The organism is Salmonella sp. SG203, assembly GCF_013350575.1.
Classification (GTDB): domain Bacteria; phylum Pseudomonadota; class Gammaproteobacteria; order Enterobacterales; family Enterobacteriaceae; genus Salmonella; species Salmonella enterica.
Map to the genome: position 1 here is coordinate 309,391 of NZ_SNMT01000004.1, position 23,434 is coordinate 332,824.

General features: G+C 56.7%; 22 protein-coding genes and 1 pseudogene. 17 read left to right on the forward strand and 6 right to left on the reverse strand.

Translation table 11 applies throughout. From position 1 onward, the window contains the following. Positions 1–18 precede the first annotated feature (18 nt). The 8 genes from nuoG to nuoN all read left to right on the forward strand — a co-directional run bounded on the left by nuoG (position 19) and on the right by nuoN (position 10,142). The gene (nuoG, locus tag HV477_RS09315; RefSeq protein WP_001518099.1) at positions 19–2,745 is read left to right on the forward strand and encodes an NADH-quinone oxidoreductase subunit NuoG; all 2,727 of its coding nucleotides are present in this window, start codon (positions 19–21) and stop codon (positions 2,743–2,745) included. Beyond that, positions 2,742–3,719 carry an NADH-quinone oxidoreductase subunit NuoH gene (nuoH, locus tag HV477_RS09320; RefSeq protein WP_000118515.1) on the forward strand — a complete coding sequence of 326 codons (978 nt, stop codon included), beginning with the start codon at positions 2,742–2,744 and terminating at the stop codon, positions 3,717–3,719. The genes nuoG and nuoH overlap by 4 nt, the downstream gene beginning before the upstream one ends. Positions 3,720–3,733: 14 nt before the next feature. Next, the gene (nuoI, locus tag HV477_RS09325; RefSeq protein ID WP_000172747.1) at positions 3,734–4,276 is read left to right on the forward strand and encodes an NADH-quinone oxidoreductase subunit NuoI; all 543 of its coding nucleotides are present in this window, start codon (positions 3,734–3,736) and stop codon (positions 4,274–4,276) included. Positions 4,277–4,286: 10 nt separating this feature from the next. Continuing rightward, positions 4,287–4,841, forward strand: coding sequence for an NADH-quinone oxidoreductase subunit J (gene nuoJ / locus HV477_RS09330; RefSeq protein WP_000393522.1), 555 nt, complete (start codon positions 4,287–4,289; stop codon positions 4,839–4,841). Then, complete coding sequence (nuoK, locus tag HV477_RS09335; protein ID WP_000612687.1) at positions 4,838–5,140, forward strand: NADH-quinone oxidoreductase subunit NuoK; 303 nt, start codon at positions 4,838–4,840, stop codon at positions 5,138–5,140. The genes nuoJ and nuoK overlap by 4 nt, the downstream gene beginning before the upstream one ends. After that, on the forward strand, positions 5,137–6,978 hold the full coding sequence (nuoL, locus tag HV477_RS09340; RefSeq protein WP_001056577.1) for an NADH-quinone oxidoreductase subunit L: 1,842 nt from the start codon (positions 5,137–5,139) through the stop codon (positions 6,976–6,978). The genes nuoK and nuoL overlap by 4 nt, the downstream gene beginning before the upstream one ends. A 170-nt stretch (positions 6,979–7,148) precedes the next feature. Next, positions 7,149–8,678, forward strand: a complete 1,530-nt coding sequence (gene nuoM / locus HV477_RS09345) for an NADH-quinone oxidoreductase subunit M (protein WP_000926428.1) — start codon at positions 7,149–7,151, stop codon at positions 8,676–8,678. 6 nt (positions 8,679–8,684) lie between these two features. After that, the gene (nuoN, locus tag HV477_RS09350) at positions 8,685–10,142 is read left to right on the forward strand and encodes an NADH-quinone oxidoreductase subunit NuoN (RefSeq protein WP_000156669.1); all 1,458 of its coding nucleotides are present in this window, start codon (positions 8,685–8,687) and stop codon (positions 10,140–10,142) included. Positions 10,143–10,282: 140 nt separating this feature from the next. Here the strand turns inward: nuoN and HV477_RS09355 are convergent, their stop codons facing one another. Both HV477_RS09355 and rbn read right to left on the reverse strand, forming a co-directional pair. Beyond that, a complete protein-coding gene (locus HV477_RS09355) occupies positions 10,283–11,287 on the reverse strand; it encodes a chemotaxis protein (protein ID WP_000368554.1) in 1,005 nt (334 codons plus the stop codon). Between the two features lie 65 nt (positions 11,288–11,352). Continuing rightward, positions 11,353–12,270: a ribonuclease BN gene (gene rbn / locus HV477_RS09360; protein WP_000419093.1), complete on the reverse strand. Its 918-nt coding sequence runs from the start codon at positions 12,268–12,270 to the stop codon at positions 11,353–11,355. Between the two features lie 60 nt (positions 12,271–12,330). On the opposite strand from rbn, the gene HV477_RS09365 reads away from it, so the two are divergent. From HV477_RS09365 to pmrD, 9 genes are all read left to right on the forward strand, one after another. Next, positions 12,331–12,792: a GNAT family N-acetyltransferase gene (locus HV477_RS09365; protein WP_000568155.1), complete on the forward strand. Its 462-nt coding sequence runs from the start codon at positions 12,331–12,333 to the stop codon at positions 12,790–12,792. 54 nt (positions 12,793–12,846) lie between these two features. Beyond that, complete coding sequence (gene elaB, locus HV477_RS09370) at positions 12,847–13,152, forward strand: stress response protein ElaB (protein WP_001522308.1); 306 nt, start codon at positions 12,847–12,849, stop codon at positions 13,150–13,152. A 101-nt stretch (positions 13,153–13,253) separates the two neighbouring features. Then, positions 13,254–14,549 (forward strand): isochorismate synthase MenF, encoded by a 1,296-nt coding sequence (gene menF, locus HV477_RS09375; protein WP_000555674.1) that lies wholly within the window; start codon positions 13,254–13,256, stop codon positions 14,547–14,549. Positions 14,550–14,634: 85 nt separating this feature from the next. Beyond that, positions 14,635–16,305 carry a 2-succinyl-5-enolpyruvyl-6-hydroxy-3-cyclohexene-1-carboxylic-acid synthase gene (gene menD / locus HV477_RS09380; RefSeq protein WP_079899008.1) on the forward strand — a complete coding sequence of 557 codons (1,671 nt, stop codon included), beginning with the start codon at positions 14,635–14,637 and terminating at the stop codon, positions 16,303–16,305. Next, on the forward strand, positions 16,302–17,060 hold the full coding sequence (gene menH / locus HV477_RS09385; RefSeq protein WP_079899009.1) for a 2-succinyl-6-hydroxy-2,4-cyclohexadiene-1-carboxylate synthase: 759 nt from the start codon (positions 16,302–16,304) through the stop codon (positions 17,058–17,060). The genes menD and menH overlap by 4 nt, the downstream gene beginning before the upstream one ends. Before the next feature lie 14 nt (positions 17,061–17,074). Further along, positions 17,075–17,932, forward strand: coding sequence for a 1,4-dihydroxy-2-naphthoyl-CoA synthase (gene menB, locus HV477_RS09390; RefSeq protein ID WP_000640013.1), 858 nt, complete (start codon positions 17,075–17,077; stop codon positions 17,930–17,932). Then, positions 17,932–18,894, forward strand: coding sequence for an o-succinylbenzoate synthase (gene menC, locus HV477_RS09395; protein WP_079899010.1), 963 nt, complete (start codon positions 17,932–17,934; stop codon positions 18,892–18,894). The genes menB and menC overlap by 1 nt, the downstream gene beginning before the upstream one ends. Continuing rightward, positions 18,891–20,258 (forward strand): o-succinylbenzoate--CoA ligase, encoded by a 1,368-nt coding sequence (menE, locus tag HV477_RS09400; RefSeq protein ID WP_079899011.1) that lies wholly within the window; start codon positions 18,891–18,893, stop codon positions 20,256–20,258. The genes menC and menE overlap by 4 nt, the downstream gene beginning before the upstream one ends. A gap of 97 nt (positions 20,259–20,355) precedes the next feature. Then, on the forward strand, positions 20,356–20,613 hold the full coding sequence (pmrD, locus tag HV477_RS09405; protein ID WP_000455132.1) for a signal transduction protein PmrD: 258 nt from the start codon (positions 20,356–20,358) through the stop codon (positions 20,611–20,613). Here pmrD and arnF read toward each other — a convergent pair. From arnF to HV477_RS09425, 4 genes and pseudogenes are all read right to left on the reverse strand, one after another. Next, on the reverse strand, positions 20,608–20,985 hold the full coding sequence (gene arnF, locus HV477_RS09410) for a 4-amino-4-deoxy-L-arabinose-phosphoundecaprenol flippase subunit ArnF (protein ID WP_000538694.1): 378 nt from the start codon (positions 20,983–20,985) through the stop codon (positions 20,608–20,610). The genes pmrD and arnF overlap by 6 nt on opposite strands. Beyond that, a complete protein-coding gene (gene arnE / locus HV477_RS09415) occupies positions 20,985–21,320 on the reverse strand; it encodes a 4-amino-4-deoxy-L-arabinose-phosphoundecaprenol flippase subunit ArnE (RefSeq protein WP_000580688.1) in 336 nt (111 codons plus the stop codon). Before arnE ends, arnF begins: the two co-directional genes overlap by 1 nt. Then, complete coding sequence (arnT, locus tag HV477_RS09420; RefSeq protein ID WP_079899012.1) at positions 21,317–22,963, reverse strand: lipid IV(A) 4-amino-4-deoxy-L-arabinosyltransferase; 1,647 nt, start codon at positions 22,961–22,963, stop codon at positions 21,317–21,319. Before arnT ends, arnE begins: the two co-directional genes overlap by 4 nt. Then, a pseudogene (locus HV477_RS09425) lies at positions 22,960–23,331 on the reverse strand (4-deoxy-4-formamido-L-arabinose-phosphoundecaprenol deformylase); the annotation flags it as partial. The pseudogene HV477_RS09425 and the gene arnT, both read right to left, overlap by 4 nt. Between the last annotated feature and the right edge of the window lie 103 nt (positions 23,332–23,434).

Below are 23,434 nucleotides of genomic sequence, written 5' to 3' on the forward strand. Positions count from 1 at the left end.
TAATTTGGAAGCATGCTAATGGCTACGATTCATGTAGACGGCAAAGAATACGAGGTCAACGGCGCGGACAACCTGCTACAGGCATGTCTGTCCCTCGGCCTTGATATTCCGTATTTTTGCTGGCACCCGGCGCTGGGAAGCGTCGGTGCTTGCCGCCAGTGTGCGGTGAAGCAATACCAAAACGCGGAAGATACGCGTGGTCGCCTGGTGATGTCCTGTATGACGCCAGCCACCGACGGTACCTTTATCTCTATTGACGACGAAGAAGCGAAACAGTTCCGTGAAAGCGTGGTGGAGTGGCTGATGACTAACCACCCGCACGACTGTCCGGTCTGTGAAGAGGGCGGTAACTGCCATCTTCAGGATATGACCGTGATGACGGGGCACAGTTTCCGCCGCTACCGTTTCACCAAACGTACCCACCGCAACCAGGATCTGGGGCCGTTCATCTCGCACGAAATGAACCGCTGCATCGCCTGCTACCGTTGTGTGCGTTACTACAAAGATTATGCCGACGGCACCGATCTGGGCGTCTATGGCGCGCATGACAACGTCTACTTCGGGCGTCCGGAAGACGGTACGCTGGAAAGCGAATTCTCCGGTAACCTGGTCGAGATTTGCCCGACCGGCGTATTCACCGATAAAACGCACTCCGAGCGTTACAACCGTAAATGGGACATGCAGTTTGCGCCGAGCATCTGCCAGCAGTGTTCCATCGGCTGTAACATCAGCCCGGGCGAGCGCTATGGCGAATTACGCCGTATCGAAAACCGTTACAACGGTACCGTTAACCACTACTTCCTCTGCGACCGCGGTCGTTTCGGCTATGGCTATGTGAACCTGAAAGACCGTCCGCGTCAGCCGGTTCAGCGCCGCGGCGATGACTTTATTACTCTCAACGCCGAGCAGGCGATGCAGGGCGCGGCGGATATTCTGCGCCAGTCGAAGAAAGTGATCGGTATCGGTTCGCCACGCGCCAGCATTGAGAGCAACTTTGCGCTGCGTGAGCTGGTTGGTGCGGAAAACTTCTACACCGGTATCGCGCGCGGCGAGCAGGAACGTCTGCAACTGGCGCTGAAAGTGCTGCGTGAAGGCGGAATTTACACCCCGGCGCTGCGGGAGATCGAATCTTATGACGCGGTACTGGTCTTGGGTGAGGATGTCACTCAGACCGGCGCGCGCGTTGCGCTGGCGGTACGCCAGGCGGTGAAAGGTAAAGCGCGTGAAATGGCGGCGGCGCAGAAAGTGGCCGACTGGCAGATTGCGGCCATCCTTAACATCGGCCAGCGTGCCAAACATCCGCTGTTCGTGACCAACGTGGACGACACCCGTCTGGATGATATCGCCGCCTGGACCTATCGCGCGCCGGTAGAAGATCAGGCGCGCCTGGGCTTTGCGATTGCCCATGCGCTGGACAATACAGCGCCTGCGGTTGACGGTATCGACAGCGACTTGCAAAACAAAATTGATGTCATTGTGCAGGCGTTGGCCGGCGCGAAAAAACCGCTGATTATCTCCGGCACTAACGCCGGTAGCAGTGAGGTGATTCAGGCGGCCGCCAACGTGGCGAAAGCGCTGAAAGGCCGTGGCGCCGACGTCGGTATTACTATGATTGCCCGCTCCGTGAACAGCATGGGGCTGGGTATGATGGGCGGCGGTTCGCTTGACGATGCGTTGGGCGAGCTGGAAACCGGCAGCGCGGACGCGGTGGTGGTGCTGGAAAACGATCTCCACCGTCATGCAAGCGCTACGCGCGTGAACGCCGCGCTCGCCAAAGCGCCGCTGGTGATGGTGGTTGACCATCAGCGCACGGCGATTATGGAAAACGCGCATCTGGTGCTTTCCGCGGCAAGCTTCGCCGAAAGCGATGGTACGGTCATCAACAACGAAGGCCGCGCGCAGCGCTTCTTCCAGGTTTATGATCCGGCCTACTACGATAACAAGACGATTATGCTGGAAAGCTGGCGCTGGCTGCATTCGCTGCACAGCACCGTCGAAAACCGCGAAGTGGACTGGACTCAGCTTGACCACGTGATCGACGCGGTCATTGCCGCCATGCCGCAATTTGCCGGCATTAAAGACGCCGCGCCGGATGCGACCTTCCGCATTCGTGGGCAGAAGCTGGCGCGCGAACCGCATCGTTACAGCGGTCGTACGGCGATGCGCGCCAATATCAGCGTGCATGAACCACGTCAGCCGCAGGATAAAGACACCATGTTCGCCTTCTCGATGGAAGGGAATAACCAACCGACTGCCCCGCGATCTGAAATTCCGTTCGCCTGGGCGCCGGGCTGGAACTCCCCGCAGGCGTGGAACAAATTCCAGGATGAAGTGGGCGGCAAACTGCGTCACGGCGATCCGGGCGTGCGTTTGATTGAAGCGACTGAGGGCGGTCTGGATTATTTCACTACCGTGCCGGCAAGCTTCCAGGCGCAGGACGGTCAGTGGCGTATTGCGCCGTATTACCACCTGTTTGGCAGCGACGAATTGTCTCAGCGTTCTCCGGTCTTCCAGAGCCGTATGCCGCAGCCGTATATCAAACTTAACCCGGCGGATGCCGCGAAATTGGGCGTCAATGCCGGGACGCGCGTCTCCTTTAGCTACGATGGCAATACGGTGACGCTGCCGGTTGAAATCTCTGAAGGGTTAGCGGCAGGGCAGGTAGGGCTGCCGATGGGTATGCCTGGCATCGCGCCGGTTCTGGCTGGCGCGCGTCTTGAGGATCTGCGGGAGGCGCAACAATGAGTTGGATTACACCGGATCTGATTGAGATCCTGCTGAGCATTCTCAAAGCGGTGGTGATTCTGCTGGTGGTCGTCACCTGCGGGGCTTTCATGAGCTTTGGCGAACGTCGTCTGCTGGGTCTGTTCCAGAACCGTTATGGACCAAACCGCGTTGGCTGGGGCGGCTCGCTCCAGCTGGTCGCGGATATGATCAAGATGTTCTTTAAAGAAGACTGGATCCCGAAATTCTCGGATCGCGTCATCTTTACCCTGGCGCCGATGATCGCGTTTACTTCGCTGCTGCTCTCCTTCGCCATTGTGCCGGTTAGCCCTAATTGGGTGGTGGCCGATTTAAACATCGGGATTTTGTTCTTCCTGATGATGGCCGGTCTGGCGGTTTACGCGGTGTTATTCGCCGGTTGGTCGAGCAACAACAAATACTCGCTGCTCGGCGCGATGCGCGCGTCTGCCCAGACGGTGAGCTATGAAGTGTTCCTTGGTCTTTCCCTGATGGGCGTGGTGGCGCAGGCCGGTTCATTTAATATGACCGATATCGTCAATAACCAGGCGCATCTGTGGAACGTGATTCCGCAATTCTTTGGGTTTGTTACTTTCGCCATCGCGGGCGTAGCGGTCTGTCACCGTCACCCGTTTGACCAGCCGGAAGCCGAGCAGGAACTGGCGGACGGTTACCACATCGAATATTCCGGTATGAAATTCGGTCTGTTCTTCGTGGGGGAGTACATCGGCATCGTCACCGTTTCCGCGCTGATGGTAACGTTGTTCTTCGGTGGCTGGCATGGCCCGTTCTTACCGCCATTCGTCTGGTTCGCGCTGAAAACCGCGTTCTTCATGATGATGTTCATTTTGATTCGTGCGTCGTTACCGCGTCCGCGTTATGACCAGGTAATGTCCTTCGGCTGGAAAGTTTGCCTGCCGCTGACGCTCATCAACTTGCTGGTAACGGCGGCTGTCATTCTGTGGCAGGCGCAATAAGGGACACAAAGACCATGACCTTAAAAGAATTATTAGTAGGTTTCGGCACTCAGGTACGCAGTATCTGGATGATCGGCCTGCATGCGTTCGCCAAACGCGAAACGCGGATGTATCCGGAAGAGCCGGTCTATTTACCGCCCCGTTACCGTGGTCGTATCGTGCTCACGCGCGACCCGGACGGTGAAGAGCGCTGCGTTGCCTGTAACCTGTGTGCGGTAGCCTGTCCGGTAGGCTGTATCTCTCTGCAAAAAGCGGAGACCAAAGATGGCCGCTGGTATCCGGAATTTTTCCGCATTAACTTCTCACGCTGCATCTTCTGCGGCCTGTGCGAAGAAGCGTGCCCGACCACGGCGATTCAGTTGACCCCGGACTTCGAACTGGGCGAATACAAACGTCAGGATCTGGTGTACGAAAAAGAGGATCTGCTGATTTCCGGTCCGGGCAAATACCCGGAATATAACTTCTACCGGATGGCGGGTATGGCAATCGACGGCAAAGATAAAGGCGAAGCAGAGAACGAAGCCAAGCCTATCGACGTCAAGAGCCTGTTACCGTAAGGAGAGGGCAATGGAATTCGCTTTTTATATCTGTGGCCTGATAGCCATCCTCGCGACCCTGCGAGTGATCACCCATACCAATCCGGTACACGCGCTGTTGTATCTGGTGATATCGCTACTGGCGATTTCCGGGGTGTTCTTTTCGCTGGGCGCTTACTTTGCCGGTGCGCTGGAAATTATCGTCTACGCGGGTGCCATTATGGTGCTGTTTGTGTTCGTGGTGATGATGCTCAACCTCGGCGGCAGCGAAATCGAACAGGAACGCCAGTGGCTGAAGCCGCAGGTGTGGATTGGTCCGGCGGTTTTGTCGGCCATTATGCTGGCGGTCATTGTGTACGCCATTCTGGGCGTTAACGACCAGGGCATCGACGGCACGCCGATTAGCGCGAAAGCGGTGGGCATTACGCTGTTCGGGCCTTATGTTCTGGCGGTCGAACTGGCGTCTATGCTGCTGCTGGCAGGCCTGGTGGTGGCGTTCCACGTCGGTCGTGAAGAGCGTGCGGGTGAAGTGCTAAGCAACCGCGCCGATGACCGCGCGAAAAGAAAAACGGAGGAGCGCGCATGATCCCCTTAACACACGGACTGATCCTCGCTGCGATTTTATTCGTCCTGGGTTTAACCGGTCTGGTTATCCGCCGCAATCTGCTGTTTATGCTGATCGGGCTGGAAATCATGATTAATGCCTCCGCGCTGGCCTTTGTGGTCGCCGGGAGCTACTGGGGCCAGACCGATGGTCAGGTGATGTACATTCTCGCCATCAGCCTTGCGGCTGCGGAAGCGAGTATTGGACTTGCGCTGTTGCTGCAACTCCATCGCCGTCGCCAGAACCTGAACATCGATTCAGTAAGTGAGATGCGTGGATGAACATGCTTGCCTTAACCATTATTCTGCCATTGATTGGCTTTGTACTGCTGGCGTTCTCTCGCGGACGCTGGTCGGAAAATCTCTCCGCGACCATTGGCGTGGGCTCCGTTGGTCTGGCGGCGTTGGTGACAGCGTTTGTCGGGATGGATTTCTTCGCCAACGGCAAACAGGCGTTCAGCCAGCCGCTGTGGACGTGGATGTCGGTCGGTAACTTCAACATCGGTTTTAACCTGGTGCTGGACGGCCTGTCGCTGACCATGCTCTCTGTGGTCACCGGCGTCGGCTTCCTGATCCACATGTTCGCGTCCTGGTACATGCGTGGGGAAGAGGGCTACTCCCGCTTCTTCGCTTATACCAACCTGTTTATCGCCAGCATGGTTGTTCTGGTGCTGTCCGATAACCTGCTGTTGATGTACCTCGGCTGGGAAGGCGTGGGCCTGTGCTCTTATCTGTTGATCGGCTTCTATTACAGCGATCCGAAGAATGGCGCAGCGGCAATGAAAGCCTTCGTGGTGACCCGTGTCGGTGACGTGTTCCTCGCCTTCGCGCTGTTCATCCTCTACAACGAACTGGGCACGCTGAACTTCCGCGAAATGGTCGAGCTGGCGCCAGCGCACTTTGCTGACGGCAACAACATGCTGATGTGGGCAACCCTGATGCTGCTGGGCGGCGCGGTCGGTAAATCTGCGCAGCTACCGTTGCAGACCTGGCTTGCCGACGCGATGGCCGGCCCGACGCCGGTCTCCGCGCTGATCCACGCCGCGACGATGGTGACCGCCGGTGTCTACCTGATCGCTCGTACCCATGGCCTGTTCCTGATGACCCCGGAAATTCTGCATCTGGTGGGCATTATCGGGGCGATTACGCTGGTCATGGCGGGTTTCGCCGCGCTGGTGCAGACCGACATCAAACGCGTGCTGGCCTATTCCACCATGAGCCAGATTGGCTACATGTTCCTGGCGCTGGGCGTGCAGGCGTGGGATGCGGCGATTTTCCATCTGATGACGCACGCCTTCTTTAAAGCGCTGCTGTTCCTGGCGTCCGGCTCGGTAATTCTGGCCTGCCATCACGAACAGAACATCTTTAAGATGGGCGGTCTGCGTAAGTCGATTCCACTGGTGTATGCCTGCTTCCTGGTGGGGGGCGCGGCGCTGTCGGCGCTGCCGCTGGTCACTGCGGGCTTCTTCAGTAAGGATGAGATCCTGGCTGGCGCGATGGCGAACGGTCATATCAATCTGATGGTGGCGGGTCTGGTCGGCGCGTTCATGACCTCGCTGTACACCTTCCGGATGATTTTTATCGTATTCCACGGGAAAGAACAAATTCATGCTCATGCAGGGAAGGGGATTACCCATCATCTGCCGCTGATTGTCCTGATGATTCTGTCTACCTTTGTTGGCGCGCTGATTGTGCCGCCTCTGCAGGGGGTGCTGCCGCAGACAACTGAACTGGCGCATGGTCGTGTGTTGACCCTGGAAATTACCTCTGGCGTAGTGGCGATTGCGGGCATCCTGATTGCCGCATGGCTGTGGCTGGGTAAACGCACGCTGGTGACGTCGATCGCCAACAGCGCGCCGGGCCGTCTGCTGGGCACCTGGTGGTATAACGCCTGGGGCTTTGACTGGCTGTACGACAAAGTATTCGTCAAGCCATTCCTCGGTATCGCCTGGCTGCTGAAGCGCGACCCGCTTAATGCGTTGATGAACATTCCGGCTATCCTTTCCCGTTTTGCAGGCAAAGGCCTGGTACTGAGCGAGAACGGTTATTTGCGCTGGTATGTGGCATCAATGAGCATTGGCGCGGTTGTGGTGCTGGCGCTGTTGATGGTACTGCGTTGATTTGAGTGCTCGGTTTTGCCCGGTGGCGCTAATGCTTACCGGGCCTACGAGAACGTAGGTCGGGTAAGCATTAGCGCCACCCGACACAACAAACCGCACTCAAACGTGAATGTAGTCGAATTCATTGAAAATCGGTCCCTTAGGGACTTTAACAAGGAATAAAAATCGCCATGTTACTACCCTGGCTAATATTAATTCCCTTTATCGGCGGCTTTCTGTGCTGGCAGACCGAACGCTTTGGCGTGAAGGTGCCGCGCTGGATAGCGCTGATTACCATGGGGCTGACGCTGGCGCTCGGTCTGCAATTGTGGTTGCAGGGCGGCTATTCACTGACGCAATCCGCCGGTATTCCGCAGTGGCAATCTGAATTTGTTCTGCCGTGGATCCCGCGTTTTGGCATCTCTATCCATCTGGCGCTCGACGGACTGTCGCTGCTAATGGTGGTGCTGACCGGCCTGCTCGGCGTTCTGGCGGTGCTTTGCTCCTGGCGAGAAATCGAAAAATATCAGGGCTTCTTCCACCTGAACCTGATGTGGATCTTAGGCGGCGTTATCGGCGTGTTCCTGGCCATCGACATGTTCCTGTTCTTCTTCTTCTGGGAAATGATGCTGGTGCCGATGTACTTCCTGATAGCGCTGTGGGGCCACAAAGCTTCTGACGGGAAAACGCGTATCACGGCGGCGACCAAGTTCTTCATCTACACCCAGGCGAGTGGTCTGGTGATGCTGATTGCCATCCTGGCGCTGGTCTTTGTGCACTACAACGCGACCGGCGTGTGGACCTTCAACTATGAAGAGCTGCTGAATACGCCGATGTCCCACGGTGTGGAATATCTGCTGATGCTGGGCTTCTTCATCGCCTTCGCGGTGAAAATGCCGGTGGTTCCGCTGCATGGCTGGCTGCCGGATGCGCACTCCCAGGCGCCGACCGCCGGTTCCGTCGACCTGGCCGGTATCTTGCTGAAAACCGCCGCTTACGGTCTGCTGCGTTTCTCCCTGCCATTGTTCCCGAACGCGTCGGCGGAGTTTGCGCCTATCGCCATGTGGCTTGGCGTTATCGGCATTTTCTACGGCGCGTGGATGGCCTTTACCCAATACGACATCAAGCGTCTGATTGCTTATACCTCCGTTTCCCACATGGGCTTCGTGCTGATCGCTATCTACACCGGCAGCCAACTGGCGTACCAGGGCGCGGTGATTCAGATGATTGCGCACGGTTTGTCCGCGGCGGGTCTGTTCATTCTGTGTGGCCAGTTGTACGAACGTCTGCATACGCGTGACATGCGTATGATGGGCGGCCTGTGGGGCAAGATGAAGTGGTTGCCTGCGCTGTCCATGTTCTTTGCGGTGGCGACGCTCGGGATGCCGGGCACCGGTAACTTCGTTGGCGAATTTATGATTCTGTTCGGCAGCTACCAGGTGGTGCCGATGATTACCGTGATCTCCACCTTTGGGCTGGTATTCGCCTCTGTATACTCGCTGGCGATGCTGCATCGCGCTTACTTCGGTAAAGCGAAGAGCCAGATTGCCAGCCAGGAACTGCCAGGGATGTCGCTGCGCGAGCTGTTTATCATTCTGTTGCTGGTGGTGCTTCTGGTACTGCTTGGCTTCTATCCGCAGCCGATTCTGGATACCTCGCATTCTGCGATGAGCAACATCCAGCAGTGGTTTGTTAATTCCGTTACTACTACAAGGCCGTAAATCGCCATGACAATAACTCCACAACACCTGATTGCGCTGCTACCGCTGCTGATCGTCGGCTTGACGGTGGTGGTTGTGATGCTCTCCATTGCGTGGCGACGCAATCACTTCCTCAATGCCACGCTGTCGGTCATTGGGCTTAACGCTGCTCTGGTTTCGCTTTGGTTTGTCGGCCAGGCCGGGGCAATGGACGTCACGCCGCTGATGCGCGTTGACGGCTTTGCGATGCTCTACACCGGGCTGGTGCTGCTGGCGAGCCTCGCCACCTGTACCTTTGCCTACCCGTGGCTGGAAGGCTATAACGATAACCAGGAAGAGTTTTACCTGCTGGTGTTAATCGCCAGCCTGGGGGGAATTCTGCTGGCGAACGCCAACCACCTGGCGGCGCTGTTCCTCGGTATCGAACTAATCTCACTGCCGCTGTTCGGCCTGATTGGTTATGCTTTCCGCCAGAAACGCTCGCTGGAAGCCAGTATCAAATACACCATCCTCTCCGCCGCCGCCTCGTCTTTCCTGCTGTTCGGGATGGCGCTGGTCTATGCGCAGTCCGGCAACCTGTCTTTCGAAGCGCTCGGTAAGAGCCTCGGCGATGGTATGCTGCACGAGCCGTTGCTGCTGGCGGGCTTTGGCCTGATGATTGTCGGTCTGGGCTTTAAACTCTCTCTGGTGCCGTTCCACCTGTGGACGCCAGACGTTTACCAGGGCGCGCCTGCGCCGGTTTCCACCTTCCTGGCGACGGCGAGCAAAATCGCTATCTTCGGCGTGGTAATGCGTCTGTTCCTCTATGCGCCGGTAGGCGACAGCGAAGCGGTACGCGTGGTGCTGGGCATTATCGCCTTTGCCTCTATCATCTTCGGTAACCTGATGGCGCTGAGCCAGACCAACATCAAACGTCTGCTCGGTTACTCTTCTATCTCTCACCTCGGCTATCTGCTGGTGGCGCTGATTGCCCTGCAGAGCGGCGAGATGTCGATGGAAGCGGTAGGCGTTTATCTGGCCGGTTATCTGTTCAGCAGCCTCGGCGCGTTTGGCGTGGTCAGCCTGATGTCCAGCCCGTTCCGCGGCCCGGATGCCGATTCCCTGTACTCTTACCGTGGTCTGTTCTGGCACCGTCCGGTTCTTGCCGCGGTGATGACGGTGATGATGCTGTCGCTGGCAGGTATTCCGATGACGCTGGGCTTTATCGGCAAATTCTACGTGCTGGCGGTCGGCGTTCAGGCCAGCCTGTGGTGGCTGGTCGCCGCCGTGGTGGTGGGTTCCGCGATTGGTTTGTACTACTACCTGCGCGTTGCGGTGAGTCTCTACCTGCACGCGCCGCAGCAACCGGGACGCGACGCGCCGACAAACTGGCAGTACAGCGCAGGCGGTATCGTGGTGCTGATCTCCGCGTTGCTGGTGTTGGTACTGGGCGTCTGGCCGCAGCCGCTGATTAGCCTTGTGCAGTTAGCGACGCCGTTGATGTAAGCAATAAGTAAAAACGAAAAACCCGCTTCACGAAGCGGGTTTTTTATTACCTGATGTCATTCTTTAAAATGACTCAGGACGGTAGACCGGATAAGGCGCTTGCGCCGCCATCCGGCCTGTAAGGTCTCAGCGACCGGAATTTAACTTAGCAACTGCCGGCTTACCAGCGGGCCGCTGATGTTTTGCGCCGCGCGTTCCATCACTTCCTGTATCACTGAAGAGAGTTCGTTAATCTCAAACTTGGCCACGTAGCCGTCGGCTTTCACCTTACGCACATGATCTTCGTTGGCGCTGCCGGAAAGGGAAGAGTGAATAACAACCGGGATCTTTTTCAGCCGTTCATCGGTTTTAATTTTACGCGTTAACGTAAAGCCATCCATCTCCGGCATCTCAAGGTCTGTCAGGACTAGCGCGATTTTCTCGCTAATTGGCTTACCTTCGGCCTCCGCTTCCTGCGCCAGTTGCTGGATTCTCTCCCAGGCATCCTTGCCGGTCACATGCATCTGATGCGGAATTTCCATCGCGTTCAGCCCTTTTTCCAGCATCGCGCGGGCGACTTTGGAGTCTTCCGCCACAATGGCTACCGCGCCGGGGGTAATATAAAATTTATTGGTCTTCAGATTGGTGGCGCGTAGATCGTGGCTGGAGGGGACAATATCATAAAGGATCTGCTCAACATCGAGCACCAGCGCCAGGTTGTTGGTTTCTTTGTTGTCATCCAGGCAGGCAATACTGGTGATGTAGCGACCGTTGACGGCTTTCTCGGCGGTATGCACCTGTTGCCAGTCAAGACGCATAATATTTTCCACCGACTCGACGGCAAATGCCTGTACGCTGCGCGCATATTCGGTGATCAGCAAAATATTCAGCCCGGTTTCCGGCTTGCAGCCCGCTACCGCTGGCAAATCAATCACCGGAATGACCTGATCCCGAATATTGACCATGCCCAATAGCGGCGCTTTCATGCCTGCCGGGCGCGTAAAGGCGGGCATTGGTACGATTTCGCGCAGCTTAAATACATTGATACCGAACAGCTCTGACTTCTGTTCATGCAGCGATGTACCAAGACGGAATAACAGCAGCTCAAAACGGTTGGACAGGGTTAAATTGGCCCTGTCATCAATATCTTTCTGAAAATTGTCCATCCTAACCTCATTATGAAAGCCTGCCTTTTTTAGTGTTATCGGCAATGAGGACAAAAAATGGAGCGCTAAACCGGGAAAACAGAAAAATCGTAAGCCAGCTCCGTCGCCGGGAAAATAGCGCGGCATTCCGCCAGTAAGCGCTGACAGCCTTTATCGTCATAGCGTGAGCTAATATGGGTCATGATCAGCCGACCGACGGCAGCTTCCCGCGCCAGCGTCGCGGTTTGACGGGTGGAGCTGTGTCCGCGAGCGTTGGCTTTCTCCTCCATTGACGCATCCAGCGTGGTTTCATGGACCATCACATCCACGCCTTGCGCCAGCGCGAGGGCGGCCTCGCAGGGCGCGGTATCGCCGAAAATCGCCACTGATTTCCCGGCCACGGCGGGAGCAAGGTAGTCGGCGCCATTGATCTGCCTTCCATCGGCAAGCGTGACGGTTTTTCCTGCCTTCAACGCCTGAAACAGCGGGCCGGGCGTAACGCCTGCGGCTTTTAACGCCCTGGCATTCAGCGCGCCAGGCTTGTCATGTTCAACAACGCGATATCCGTAGCACTCCAGTGGATGCTCCAGCCTGAACGCGGTCACTTTACGCAGACCGTCGTCAAGAATATCGCCTGCGCTAATTTCTTCAATTTGCAACGGAAAATCGGTCCATGAACCGCTAAGGCGCAGTGTGGTTGCAATAAACTCACGCACGCCTTGAGGCCCGTATACGGTTAGCGGATGGGGATTCCCCGCCATCGACCGGCTGCATAGCAGACCCGGCAGGCCAAACAGATGATCGCCGTGAAGATGGCTGATAAAAATGCGCTCAAGCTTACCGGGATGAAACGCGGTATTAAGCATTTGATGCTGCGTCCCTTCGCCGCAATCAAAAAGCCATACTCCCGGCTGCGTTGGATGTTGCAGATGTAATAAAATTGCCGTTACATTGCGTGAGCGCGTGGGAACGCCTGCGGACGTACCTAAAAAAATTAATTCCATCTTGTCCATACACGTTTGGTTATCGTTTAACCCAAGATTACCACAACACAGGAGCGCATCATGATTGACTGGCAGGATCTCCACCATAGCGAACTTACCGTTCCTCAACTTTACGCGTTACTCAAATTGCGCTGCGCGGTCTTTGTGGTAGAACAGCGCTGTCCTTACCTGGATGTGGATGGCGATGATTTAGTTGGCGACAATCGTCATATTTTGGGCTGGCATCAGGATGAGCTGGTGGCGTATGCGAGGATTCTGAAAAGCGATAACGAATCAGACCCGGTTGTTATTGGCCGGGTGATCGTCAGCGATGCTTGGCGAGGGGCGAAACTGGGCCAGCAATTAATGGCGAAAACGCTGGAATCTTGTGGGCGGCACTGGCCGGATAAGCCGCTATATCTGGGAGCGCAGGCGCATCTGCAACCTTTTTATGCGCGGTTTGGTTTTATTCCCGTCACCGATGTTTATGACGAAGACGGCATTCCGCACCGGGGAATGGCGCGGGAGGTTCATCAGGCATAAACCGAAACCGTTGACTATAGTTAGGAGCAGGTGTTAACACAACGGAGAATGAGAATGTCATATCAATTTGGTGAATCACGTGTTGATGATGATCTGACTTTGCTCAGCGAAACGCTGGAAGAGGTTTTACGTTCCTCAGGCGATCCCGCCGATCAAAAATACATTGAGCTGAAAGCCCGCGCGGAACAAGCGCTGGAAGAGGTGAAAAACCGCGTAAGCCATGCGTCGGATAGCTATTATTACCGGGCAAAGCAGGCCGTTTATAAAGCGGATGACTACGTTCATGAAAAACCCTGGCAGGGTATTGGCGTAGGCGCGGCGGTAGGACTGGTGCTTGGACTGCTGCTGGCGCGGCGCTAAATCCCTCCCACTGAACAGAATCGCAACCCTCCCTAAATGAGGTACTGCTTTTTTAGGGCAGTACCCCGTATAATGTGGGGTTTTTAACAGGGAGGGTCCGCGTGCATTCTATTACTACTGCGCTGGAAAATCTGACGCGTCAGCTATCGCAAGAGATACCGGCGACGCCAGGGCTTTGCGTTTTCGATGCGCCTTTCCCTTTAAACGATGCCTTCGATGCATTGAGCTGGCTGGCCAGCCAGTCATCCTTTCCGCAATTCTACTGGCAACAGCGCAATGGCGACGAAGAAGCTGCCGTTCTCGGGGCCATCACCGTATTTTCATCGCTCGATCTGGCGCAACGGTTTTTACGTCAGCACGCGCAGCCTGACCTGCGTATTTGGGGGCTGAATGCGTTCGAGCCGAAAGAGGGCTACTTATTGCTGCCGCGGCTGGAGTGGCGACGTAGCGGTGGTACGGCGACCTTACGCTTACATCTGCACAGTGACGTTTCGCTACGCGATGATGCGCGCCAGGCGAAAGCGTTTCTCGCTTCTCTGGTCGGCATTAAGCCTGTTCCGGCGCTACGCCTTTCGCTCACGAGCGAACAACACTGGCCGGACAAAGACGGTTGGGTGAAGCTGATTCAGCAGGCCACCCACACCATTGCGCAAGAGGCGTTTGATAAAGTTGTGCTGGCGCGGGCCACCGACTTACAATTCTCCCGTCCGGTCAATGCCGCCGCGATGATGGCGTCCAGTCGTCGTTTAAATCTCAACTGCTACCACTTTTTTATGGCCTTTTCCGCCGATACCGCCTTTCTGGGATCATCGCCGGAGCGGCTCTGGCGGCGGCGTGAAACGGCGCTGCGTACCGAAGCGCTGGCCGGGACGGTGGCGAACCATCCGGATAACCATAAAGCCTGGCAGCTTGGCGAATGGTTAATGAAAGACGATAAAAACCAGCGAGAAAATATGCTGGTTGTCGAAGACATCTGCCAGCGACTGCAAAACTGCACCCACTCGCTGGATGTGCTGCCGCCGCAGGTGCTCAGGCTGCGCAAGGTACAGCATTTGCGCCGCTGTATCTGGACGGCGCTTAATCAGGCGGACGACACGCTCTGCCTGCACCAGTTACAGCCTACCGCAGCGGTCGCCGGGATCCCTCGTGAACCCGCGCGTTGTTTTATAGAACAACATGAGCCGTTCGAACGTGAATGGTATGCCGGGTCGGCAGGCTATCTCTCCACGCGGCAAAGTGAGTTTTGCGTGACGTTACGTTCAGCCAAAGTGACGGCCAATGTGGTGCGATTGTATGCCGGCGCGGGAATCGTCCGCGGCTCCGATCCGGAACAGGAATGGCAGGAAATAGATAATAAAGCGGCCGGGTTACGTACCTTATTGCAGATGGATGCGTAATGAGTCACATATTCCCGACCCATATCAATAATCCATTTTTGCAGCTCTTTATACTTAGTCCCAATGATTGATACCGGACAAACTCATGTCAGTAAGTGCATTTAACCGGCGCTGGGCGGCGGTCATCCTGGAAGCCTTAACCCGTCATGGCGTCAGGCATGTTTGTATCGCCCCTGGTTCCCGTTCCACGCCGCTCACGTTGGCGGCGGCAGAGAATCCTGCTTTTATTCACCATACGCACTTTGATGAGCGTGGGCTTGGTCATCTGGCGTTAGGGCTGGCGAAAGTCAGCCAACAGCCGGTTGCCGTTATTGTCACTTCAGGTACCGCCGTGGCGAACCTCTATCCGGCGTTGATTGAGGCGGGGCTGACGGGCGAGAAGCTCATTTTACTTACCGCCGATCGCCCGCCAGAGCTGATTGACTGCGGCGCCAACCAGGCGATCCGTCAGGCGGGGATGTTTGCCTCGCACCCCTCCCAAACTTTGTCGTTGCCGCGTCCCACGCAGGACATTCCGGCGCGCTGGCTGGTGTCGACCATCGACAATGCGCTCGCCATGCTTCATGCGGGCGCGCTGCACATTAACTGTCCTTTTGCCGAACCGCTGTATGGCGATATGAATGACACAGGTCTGGTCTGGCAGCAGCGTCTCGGCGACTGGTGGCAGGATGAAAAACCCTGGCTGCGCGAAGCGCGTCGACTGGAAAGCGACAAACAGCGCGACTGGTTCTTCTGGCGACAAAAACGCGGCGTTGTCGTCGCCGGGCGTATGAGCGCGGAAGAAGGCAAAAAAGTGGCGCAGTGGGCGCAAACTCTGGGATGGCCATTAATTGGCGACGTATTGTCGCAAACCGGGCAGCCGCTGCCGTGCGCCGACCTGTGGCTCGGCAATGCCAAAGCGGTTACCGAACTACAGCAGGCGCAGATTGTCGTCCAGTTTGGCAGTAGCCTTACCGGAAAACGCTTACTGCAATGGCAGGCAACCTGCGAGCCGGAAGAGTACTGGGTAATCGATAATATTGAAGGTCGTCTGGACCCGGCGCACCATCGTGGACGCAGACTGGTAGCGAAAATCGCCGACTGGCTGGAGATGCATCCGGCGGAAAAACGTAAACCGTGGTGTGTAGAGATCCCGCGTCTGGCGGAACTGGCGTGGCAACGGGTGGTCGCGCAGCGAGACACCTTTGGCGAAGCGCAGCTGGCGCACCGTATCCGCGACTATCTGCCGGAGCAGGGGCAATTGTTCGTGGGCAATAGTCTGGTGGTGCGTCTGATCGACGCGCTGTCACAGTTGCCGGCTGGCTATCCGGTATACAGCAATCGCGGGGCGAGCGGCATTGACGGCCTGCTTTCCACAGCGGCGGGCGTGCAGCGCGCCAGCGCCAAATCGACGTTGGCTATCGTCGGCGATTTATCCGCGCTGTACGATCTTAACGCGCTGGCGTTACTACGTCAGGTATCCGCGCCGTTTGTGTTGATTGTGGTCAACAATAACGGCGGGCAGATCTTTTCCCTGCTGCCGACGCCGCAAAGCAAACGTGAGCGCTTTTATTTGATGCCGCAAAACGTCCATTTTGATCATGCGGCCGCCATGTTTAACCTGCGCTATCATTGCCCGGAAAACTGGGAAGAGCTGGAGTCTGCGCTGGCTGGCGCGTGGCGAACCCCGGCGACAACGGTGATTGAGCTGGTGGTAAACGATACGGACGGCGCGCAGACGTTGCAGCAACTTTTGGCTCAGGTAAGCCATCTATGATGTTGCACGCGCAGCACATGCCCGGACAGCCTGGGACGCCCTCGCTGGTTTTCCTGCACGGTTTTTCTGGCGATTGCCGCGAATGGCAGCCGGTTGGCGAACAGTTTCACGGCTGTTCGCGGCTCTATATTGACTTACCGGGACATGGCGGATCTGCGGCTATTCCGGTCGGCGGATTTGCCGATGTCATCAGATTACTGCGCGCCACGTTAATTAGTTACAACATACTAAAGTTTTGGTTGGTGGGATACTCCCTTGGCGGCCGGGTGGCGATGATGGCAGCCTGCCAGGGAATACCAGGCCTGTGCGGCCTGGTGGTCGAAGGTGGTCATCCGGGGCTGCAAAATGAACAGGCGCGCGTTGAAAGACGATTGTCCGACGGGCGCTGGGCAGAGCGTTTTCGTCGTGAACCCCTGACTGAGGTTTTTCACGACTGGTATCAGCAGCCGGTGTTCGCCTCGCTGACGGCGCAGCAAAGGCAGGCGCTAACGGCGCTGCGTAGCCAGAATAACGGCGAAACGCTGGCTGCGATGCTGGAGGCGACATCGCTTGCCGTCCAGCCGGATTTACGCGAGGCGCTCAACGCGCTGGCATTTCCGTTTTATTATTTATGTGGCGAACGCGACAGCAAATTCCGCGCCCTGGCGCAGGAAGTGGCGGCGACATGCCATGTTATTCGTAACGCCGGACACAACGCGCATCGGGAAAACCCCGCTGGCGTGGTAGACAGTCTGGCTCAGATTCTGCGTCTCTGACTAAAGGACACACTATGATCTATCCTGATGAAACAATGCTTTACGCACCGGTAGAATGGCACGACTGCTCGGAGGGTTACACCGACATTCGTTATGAAAAATCCACCGACGGTATTGCAAAAATCACTATTAATCGTCCGCAGGTGCGCAATGCATTTCGTCCGTTGACCGTCAAAGAGATGATTCAGGCGCTGGCGGATGCCCGTTACGACGACAACGTGGGCGTGATTATTCTGACCGGCGAAGGCGATAAAGCGTTTTGCGCGGGCGGCGACCAGAAGGTGCGCGGCGATTACGGCGGTTATCAGGATGACTCCGGCGTGCATCACCTGAACGTGCTGGACTTCCAGCGCCAGATTCGCACCTGTCCAAAACCGGTTGTCGCGATGGTCGCGGGTTACTCCATCGGCGGTGGTCATGTGCTGCACATGATGTGCGACCTGACCATCGCGGCGGAAAACGCCATCTTCGGCCAGACCGGTCCGAAAGTCGGCTCCTTTGACGGCGGTTGGGGCGCTTCGTATATGGCGCGTATCGTTGGTCAGAAGAAAGCGCGTGAAATCTGGTTCCTGTGCCGCCAGTACGATGCGCAACAGGCGCTGGACATGGGGCTGGTTAACACCGTCGTTCCGCTGGCGGATCTGGAAAAAGAGACCGTGCGCTGGTGCCGCGAAATGTTGCAAAACAGTCCGATGGCGCTGCGTTGCCTGAAAGCGGCGCTGAATGCCGATTGTGACGGTCAGGCCGGGCTGCAGGAGCTGGCGGGCAACGCTACCATGCTGTTCTACATGACCGAAGAAGGGCAGGAAGGCCGTAACGCCTTTAACCAGAAGCGTCAGCCTGACTTCAGCAAATTCAAACGGAACCCATAATGCGTAGCGCGCAGGTATACCGCTGGCAGATCCCCATGGACGCGGGGGTGGTTCTGCGCGACAGGCGGTTAAAAACTCGCGACGGGCTGTATGTTTGTCTGCGTGACGGCGAGCGTGAGGGATGGGGAGAGATCTCTCCGCTGCCGGGCTTCAGTCAGGAAACGTGGGAAGAGGCGCAGACGGCGCTCCTGACGTGGGTGAACGACTGGCTTCAGGGGAGCGAGGGATTACCGGAGATGCCTTCGGTCGCGTTTGGCGCAAGCTGCGCGCTGGCGGAACTGACAGGCGTATTGCCGGAGGCGGCGGACTATCGCGCTGCGCCGTTATGCACTGGCGATCCTGACGATTTGGTGCTGCGGCTTGCCGATATGCCCGGCGAGAAAATCGCTAAGGTCAAAGTGGGTCTTTATGAAGCGGTACGCGACGGCATGGTGGTTAATTTGCTGCTGGAGGCGATCCCGGATCTGCATCTGCGTCTGGATGCGAATCGCGCCTGGACGCCGCTAAAAGCCCAACAGTTCGCAAAGTATGTTAATCCGGATTACCGCGCTCGTATCGCCTTTCTCGAAGAACCGTGTAAGACGCGGGATGATTCCCGCGCCTTTGCCCGTGAAACCGGCATCGCGATTGCCTGGGACGAAAGTCTGCGCGAAGCGGATTTCACCTTTGAAGCCGAAGAGGGCGTCAGGGCTGTGGTTATCAAACCTACGCTGACCGGATCGCTTGATAAAGTGCGTGAGCAAGTCGCTGCCGCCCATGCGTTGGGACTGACGGCGGTCATCAGCTCTTCGATCGAGTCCAGCCTCGGCCTGACGCAACTGGCGCGGATTGCCGCCTGGTTGACGCCGGGAACGCTGCCCGGACTGGATACCTTGCATCTGATGCAGGCGCAACAGGTTTGTCCCTGGCCCGGTAGCGCGTTGCCTTGTCTGAAGCGTGAGGAGCTGGAACGACTGTTATGACATTCACGGATTGGCCGTGGCGCCACTGGCGTCAGGTTCGCAGTCAGGCGCCCGCTCTGCGCCTGAACGATGAAGTGCTAAGCTGGCGCGCCCTTTGTGAGCGTATTGATGCGCTGGCGGACGGGTTTGCCGCGCAGGGCGTACGGGAGGGCGACGGTGTCCTGCTGCGCGCCGGGAATCAGCCGCGCACTCTGTTGGCATGGCTTGCGCTGATGCAGTGCGGCGCGCGGGTTCTGCCCGTCAATCCGCAGTTGCCCCAGACATTGCTGGAGGCGCTGGCGCCGAAGTTAACGCTGCGTTTTGCGCTGACACTGGAAGGCGAAAACGCGTTTTCCGGATTAACCGCGTTGCAGATACAAAAGAGCACAGCGGCGTATGCCGTGGCCTGGCAACCGCAGCGTCTGGTTTCCATGACGCTGACATCGGGTTCCACAGGATTGCCAAAAGCGGCTGTACATACGTGCCAGGCGCATCTTGCCAGCGCGCAGGGGGTGCTTTCGCTAATGCCGTTTGGCCCGCAGGATGACTGGCTGCTATCGCTGCCGCTGTTTCATGTATCCGGGCAGGGTATTATGTGGCGTTGGCTCTTCGCCGGGGCGCGCATGACGGTACGCGATAAGCAACCGCTGGAGCAGATGCTGGCAGGGTGTACTCATGCTTCGCTGGTGCCGACGCAGCTGTGGCGGCTGCTGGCGAATCGGGCGGCGGTGACGCTGAAAGCCGTTTTGCTCGGCGGCGCGGTGATTCCGGTTGAACTCACCGACCAGGCCAGCAAACAAGGGATTCGCTGCTGGTGCGGGTATGGGCTCACGGAGTTCGCGTCTACGGTATGCGCCAAAGAGGCCGATGGTTCGGATGATGTTGGCGCGCCGCTTCCCGGCAGAGAGATCAGAATCGTCGATAATGAAGTCTGGCTGCGCGCCGCCAGTATGGCGGAAGGTTACTGGCGTGATGGCAAACTGATCCCGCTGGTTAATGACGAGGGCTGGTTTGCCACGCGCGATCGCGGCGAGTTGAACCACGGCAGGCTAACCATCGCCGGGCGGCTGGACAACCTGTTCTTTAGCGGCGGCGAAGGCATTCAGCCGGAGGAAGTCGAACGCGTTATTAATGCGCATCCGCTAGTGCAACAAGCCTTCGTCGTGCCGGTAGAAGATAAAGAGTTTGGCCATCGTCCCGTTGCGGTTGTGGAGTATGCATCGCAGGCCGGAGACGTGAACCTCGCTGAATGGGTCCGCGATAAGTTGGCGCGTTTTCAGCAGCCGGTTCGCTGGTTGACGCTGCCGTCAGAACTGAAAAACGGAGGGATTAAAATATCTCGCCGTGCGCTCCAGCAGTGGGTGTGTGAGAACTGTAAAAATTAATGTTAGGTTAATATACAACCATTCCATCGCTATTGCCGTTTTGTTTATCCGTTGATGTGTAACGTGTTATGAACAATCAGCGTGAAACGGGGGCGCTATGGAATGGTTGGTTAAGAAATCGCATTATGTCAAAAAGAGGGCGTGCCATGTTCTGGTGCTGTGCGATAGCGGCGGTTCGCTAAAAATGATCGCCGAGGCGAATTCCATGATATTACTGAGTCCCGGCGATATCCTGTCGCCTTTACAGGATGCGCAGTATTGTATTAATCGGGAAAAACACCAGACCTTAAAAATCGTTGATGCACGCTGTTATTCCTGCGACGAATGGCAGCGGTTGACGCGCAAGCCATCATGATCTGGCGGGCAGAAAAATCAGCATTACCCCCGCCATAATGCACAATACGCCGAGCATCGCTTTTAGGCTGAAAGCGCCTTGCAAACCGGGTAACAACATTGAGGCTACCCAGACAAGCACATAACTGAGACTCAGCAGCGCATAGGCTTTGCTGAGCGCGAGCGTGTGTAATGTTTTCTGCCAGCAGAAGACGGAAACCAGATACCCCGCCAAACCGGCGAATAGCGCCAGGGTCGCGGCATTAAATGCGCCCAGCCCGGAAATAAACGCCAGTGGATGCGCTATCGATGGCAGTCGCATCATGGCGAATCCTAAACTCAACTGGGCGAGGGAGGCAATCGCAACGCTTATCAGTCCCCACATTACGCCCATTATGCCGCACTCCCCAGAATGATAATGCCGCTGATAATTAATGCGACGCCCAACCAGTGGCGGGGCGGAACCTGTTCATGCCAGATTTTCCATGCCGCCAGCGTGACCCAGACAAAATTCAGACTCAACATCGGGTAAGCAATTCCCACCGGCAGGGTTTGTAGCACCAGCAGCCACAGCACCATCGCTGCGCCCATGCATATCAGCGCCAGGCCCAGCCACAGCATCAGGTGGCGGCGACGTCCGCCCGTCGTCAATGGCCGTGTCGCTTGCTTCTGGCAGAGCTGACCGCCAACGCTGAGCAGACTGGCAAGCACCAGAACGACGCCGATCATTTAGGCCGATACTGAATTAACACCAGACGCCCCTGATAATCAATATTGTCCGCAGGGGGAAGGGAAAGAACGCTGATGTTTTCATCTTTGGCTATTGAAAGTACTAGCGTAATAATGCCCTCCTGACGATGCTGGTTGAGCCAGGCGTTAAAATCGTCGGCTTTAACGAATTTATCCTGCACATCAGGATAGCTAAGGCCATACCTGAGTTCGCCCGCGTGTCCGTAGAGCATAATATCGTCTCGTTTCAGACTCCAGGCCAGCCCGGCGGCGACGCCCACGTTGTCGGCAAGAATATAGCGGCTTGATGCCAAAGGCGCCTGGGTCATTTCGACAAAAAACTGGGGCTGTTTGGACTCCATCACCCTGTCGGGGATGGAAAAGCCGAACAGCAGCGCCAGTCCCAGCGGACAAAACGCGGGTAATAGGTATTGTTGGCTATGACAGAGGCTATACCAGCCCACAAACGCCCAAACAGTAAAGACGCCCCAGACGCAAAACACTTTATAGGTTTCGATATGCGTCCACACCGGCGATTTCAGCGGGCCCCATGAGGAGACGACAAACGCCGCGACGATCCCGATTATCCCGAACACCAGGTTGATCCCGCCGTTGACACGTAGCGCGGCGACGCCTTCTTTTACGTTATGCAGGACGAAGCGCGCCATGAGTATCGCTATCGGTGCGAAACAGGAAAGAACATAGGTGGGCAGTTTCCCTTTCGCAATGCTGAAAAAGAGAAGCGGCATGATCGTCCATCCGAGCAAATAGAATGCGCCGTTTCGCTCGCGCCAGCCCAGTTTAAGCGCGCCAGGCAGTAACCCCAGCCACGGTAAACTTCCCGCGAGCAGTACCGGCAGATAGTACCAGAAAGGGGCTTTATGCTGGGCATCGCTCATGGCGAATCGCTGGATATGCTCCACCCAGAAAAAGTAATGCCAGAAATCGGCTTCGCGTCGCGCAATGGCGATCGCCCAGGGAAGGACAACCACAAAGCAGCTCAAGACCGCCAGCCAGCCGTAAAGCAAAAAGTCCTTCCAGCGTTTCTGAACAATGACCCACGGCAGCACGCTCACCACCGGTACGGCCAGGGCGAGGAAGCCTTTAGTTAATACACCCAGACCGCAGGTTGCGCCCAGTAGCAAAAACATCCCAATCTTGCCCGTTCGGGTCGTGGCCTGCATCCCCTGCCAGAAACAACACATCCCGGCCGTAAGCCAAAGGGCGATCATCGGGTCGAGTACCGCATACGTCCCGATACTGTAAACGGCAAAGAGGGAGAGAAAGATAACGGAGGCGAGCAACGCGGTACGTTTATCCCGCCATAAGCGGAACGTCAGCCACGCCACCAGCGCTGCGGCCAGCAATGTCGTTAAAATAGCGCCGGCCCGCACGCCAAAATTGGTAGCGCCAAAAAGCCACTGACCCAGACTGTTTATCCAGTAACCGGCTATCGGTTTTTCAAAATAACGTAATCCCAGAAAATGCGGCACGATCCAGTCGCCAGACGCCAGCATCTCCCGACTTATTTCGGCATAGCGCGTTTCATCCGGCTGCCAGAGCAGGCGGCTATTGACAGGAATAACATAGTAGAGCGCGATAAATGCGGCGAAAGCCAGATAATAGCGTATCGATTTCATCATGAGGCGCTCGCTGCCTGTTGGCACCCCAGCCAACCTTCACGGCCAGGGATGTGCCCACGTACAATTTGCCCCAACGGCAGAGACTCAGGCGATGTCGGCAGCAGTTCGCCCAGAGGACAAAAGGTGATCCCCGCGTCACGTGCACGAACGAGCAAATCTTCAAACAGCGGCTGATGGACAATACCTTCGACTTCCGCATGGATGGTATATACCGGCGTGCCTTTGTCCTGCAACATACGGGAGATAATCCAGGTATTGAACGACTGCGCCTGAACGGCGGGGCCGATAACCTCATCCCATGTGGGTAAGGTGACCGGGATTTGCGGCGTCCCTGTCTGGCCCGGCATCAGTAGCGGACGGAATAAGCAACTGTCTTGAACGTTATTTTTATGGAGCAACGTGATGATACGATTCATTCCATTCTTCGTTCTTTCTGAGCATCGCATTCAGGATAGTCAGCAGCTTGCGCAT